Below are 4,235 nucleotides of genomic sequence, written 5' to 3' on the forward strand. Positions count from 1 at the left end.
AAGAAGCCAAGCGACTCGAACAGTTAGGAATTGAACAGTATCAAAAAGCTCAATACGCTCAAGCACTGGAGTTATTTCAACGCAGTTTGGCAATTTTGCAACAGACCCTAGGGGCTAGCCACCCAAATGTGGCCGCTGTCCTCAACAACTTGGCAGGGTTGTATCAAGCACAAGGGGAATATAGTAAAGCCGAACCCCTATACCAGCGCAGTTTGGCAATTWTGCAACAGACCCTAGGGGCTAGCCACCCAAATGTGGCCGCTGTCCTCAACAACTTGGCAGGGTTGTATCAAGCACAAGGGGAATATAGCAAGGCCGAACCTTTACTACAGCGCAGCTTGGTGATTTTGGAGCAAGCCCTAGGCGCCAACCAYCCAAAAGTGGCCACTGYCCTCAACAACTTGGCAGGGTTGTATCAAGCACAAGGGGAATATAGCAAAGCCGAACCGCTATTGCAGCGCAGTTTGGCGATCAGGGAGCAAGCCCTAGGCACCAACCATCCAAAAGTGGCCACCACACTCAACAACTTGGCGTTGTCCTATGCAGCACAAGGGGAATATAACAAAGCCGAACCTCTTTACCAGCGCAGTTTGGCAATTTTGCAACAGACCCTAGGGGCTAGCCACCCAAATGTGGCCGCTGTCCTCAACAACTTGGCAGGGTTGTATCAAGCACAAGGGGAATATAGCAAGGCCGAACCTTTACTACAGCGCAGCTTGGTGATTTTGGAGCAAGCCCTAGGCGCCAACCATCCAAAAGTGGCCACTACCCTCAACAACTTGGCGCTGCTGTATCAAACGCAAGGCCAGCATAGTGAGGCAGAATCTCTGTACTTGCGCAGTTTAGCGATAACGCAACAAGCCCTAGGTACCAATCATCCAGAAGTGGCCACCACCCTCAATAACTTGGCGCTGCTGTATGAAGCACAAGGGGAATATAGCAAGGCCGAACCTTTACTACAGCGCAGCTTGGTGATTTTGGAGCAAGCCCTAGGBGCTAGCCACCCAAAWGTGGCCGCTGTCCTCAACAACTTGGCAGGGTTGTATCAAGCACAAGGGGAATATAGCAAAGCCGAACCGCTATACCAGCGCAGTTTGGCGWTAAGGGAACGAGTTTTAGGTGCCAATCACCCAGATGTCGCCCAATCCCTGAACAACTTGGCGCTACTGTATCAAGAACAAGGGCAATATAGTAAAGCCGAACCGCTATTGCAGCGCAGTTTGGCGATCAGGGAGCAAGCCCTAGGCACCAACCATCCAGAAGTGGCCACTACCCTCAACAACTTGGCGCTGCTGTATGAAGCACAAGGGGAATATAGCAAGGTCGAACCTTTACTACAGCGCAGCTTGGTAATTTTGGAGCAAGCCCTAGGCGCCAACCATCCAAAAGTGGCCACTACCCTCAACAACTTGGCGCTGTTGTATGAAGCACAAGGGGAATATAGCAAAGCCGAACCTCTTTACCAGCGCAGTTTGGCGTTAAGGGAACGAGTTTTAGGTGCCAATCACCCAGATGTCGCCCAATCCCTGAACAACTTGGCGCKRTTGTATCAAGCACAAGGGGAATATAGCAAAGCCGAACCGCTATTGCAGCGCAGTTTGGCGATCAGGGAGCAAGCCTTGGGCACCAACCATCCARAAGTGGCCACCACACTCAACAACTTGGCGTTGTCCTATGCAGCACAAGGGGAATATAACAAAGCCGAACCTCTTTACCAGCGCAGTTTGGCGATCAGGGAGCAAGCCCTAGGCGCCAACCATCCAGAAGTGGCCACGACCCTCAATAACTTGGCGCTGTTGTATGAAGCACAAGGGGAATATAGCAAGGTCGAACCTTTACTACAGCGCAGCTTGGTGATTTTGGAGCAAGCCCTAGGCACCAACCATCCAGAAGTGGCCACGACCCTCAATAACTTGGCGCTGCTGTATGAAGCACAAGGGGAATATAGCAARGCCGAACCTTTACTACAGCGCAGCTTGGTAATTTTGGAGCAAGCCCTAGGCACCAACCATCCAGAAGTGGCCACGACCCTCAATAACTTGGCGCTACTGTATGAAAAGCAAGGGCAATACGCCAAAGCCGAACCGCTTTACCAACGCAGCTTGGTGATTTTGGAGCAAGCCCTAGGCACTAACCATCCAGAAGTGGCCACGACCCTCAATAACTTGGCGCTGCTGTATGAAGCACAAGGGGAATATAGCAAGGTCGAACCTTTACTACAGCGCAGTTTGGTGATCAGGGAGCAAGCCCTAGGCACCAACCATCCAGAAGTGGCCACGACCCTCAATAACTTGGCGCTGCTGTATGAAGAGCAAGGGGAATATAGCAAGGCCGAACCCCTATACCAGCGCAGTTTGGCAATTTTGCAACAGACCCTAGGGGCTAGCCACCCAAATGTGGCCGCTGCCCTCAACAACTTGGCAGGGTTGTATCAAGCACAAGGGGAATATAGCAAAGCCGAACCGCTATTGCAGCGCAGTTTGGCGATCAGGGAGCAAGCCTTGGGCACCAACCATCCAGAAGTGGCCACGACCCTCAATAACTTGGCGCTACTGTATGAAAAGCAAGGGCAATACGCCAAAGCCGAACCGCTTTACCAACGCAGCTTGGTGATTTTGGAGCAAGCCCTGGGCACCAACCATCCAGAAGTGGCCACGACCCTCAATAACTTGGCGCTACTGTATGAAAAGCAAGGGCAATACGCCAAAGCCGAACCCCTWTACCAGCGCAGTTTGGCAATTTTGCAACAGRCCCTAGGCGCTAGCCACCCAAATGTGGCCGCTGTCCTCAACAACTTGGCAGGGTTGTATGAAGCACAAGGGGAATATAGCAAGGTCGAACCTTTACTACAGCGCAGTTTGGCGATCAGGGAGCAAGCCCTAGGCACCAACCATCCAGAAGTGGCCACGACCCTCAATAACTTGGCGCTGCTGTATGAAGMRCAAGGSSAATATAGTAAAGCCGAACCCCTATACCAGCGCAGTTTGGCAATTTTGCAACAGACCCTAGGGGCTAGCCACCCAAATGTGGCCACGACCCTCAATAACTTGGCGCTGCTGTATGAAGCACAAGGGGAATATAGCAAGGCCGAACCTTTACTACAGCGCAGCTTGGTGATTTTGGAGCAAGCCCTAGGCACCAACCATCCAGAAGTGGCCACGACCCTCAATAACTTGGCGCTACTGTATGAAAAGCAAGGGCAATACGCCAAAGCCGAACCGCTTTACCAACGCAGCTTGGTGATTTTGGAGCAGACCCTAGGGGCTAGCCACCCAAATGTGGCCGCTGTCCTCAACAACTTGGCAGGGTTGTATCAAGCACAAGGGGAATATAGCAAAGCCGAACCGCTATTGCAGCGCAGTTTGGCGTTAAGGGAACGAGTTTTAGGTGCCAATCACCCAGATGTCGCCCAATCCCTGAACAACTTGGCGCTACTGTATCGAGAGCAAGGCCAATATAGCAAGGCCGAACCTTTACTACAGCGCAGCTTGGTGATTTTGGAGCAAGCCCTAGGCGCCAACCATCCAAAAGTGGCCACTACCCTCAACAACTTGGCGCTACTGTATCGAGAGCAAGGCCAATATAGTAAAGCCGAACCCCTATACCAGCGCAGTTTGGCAATTTTGCAACAGACCCTAGGGGCTAGCCACCCAAATGTGGCCGCTGTCCTCAACAACTTGGCAGGGTTGTATCAAGCACAAGGGGAATATAGCAAAGCCGAACCGCTATTGCAGCGCAGTTTGGCGATCAGGGAGCAAGCCCTAGGCACCAACCATCCAGAAGTGGCCACGACCCTCAATAACTTGGCGCTGCTGTATGAAGCACAAGGGGAATATAGCAAGGCCGAACCTTTACTACAGCGCAGCTTGGTGATTTTGGAGCAAGCCCTAGGCGCCAACCATCCAAAAGTGGCCACTACCCTCAACAACTTGGCGGTGCTGTATCAAACGCAAGGCCAGCATAGTGAGGCAGAATCTCTGTACTTGCGCAGTTTAGCGATAACGCAACAAGCCCTAGGTACCAAYCATCCAAAAGTGGCCACTACCCTCAACAACTTGGCGCTGTTGTATGAAGCACAAGGGGAATATAGCAAGGTCGAACCTTTACTACAGCGCAGCTTGGTAATTTTGGAGCAAGCCCTAGGCACCAACCATCCAGAAGTGGCCACCGCCCTGAGCAACTTGGCGCTGTTGTATTGGAGGCTCAACCAAATTGAGCCAGCCCTAACACGTCTG

The 4,235-nt window shown here is 52.1% G+C and carries 1 protein-coding gene; it reads left to right on the forward strand.

Annotation, left to right across the window (positions count from 1 at the left end):
* On the forward strand, nucleotides 1-4,235 hold a 4,235-nt coding region (locus tag L5220_RS14165), incomplete at both ends, for a tetratricopeptide repeat protein (protein ID WP_499574293.1).

Origin of the sequence: Synechococcus sp. PCC 6716, from assembly GCF_022570815.1 — a bacterium.
Classification (GTDB): Bacteria; Cyanobacteriota; Cyanobacteriia; order Thermosynechococcales; family Thermosynechococcaceae; genus Thermosynechococcus; species Thermosynechococcus lividus.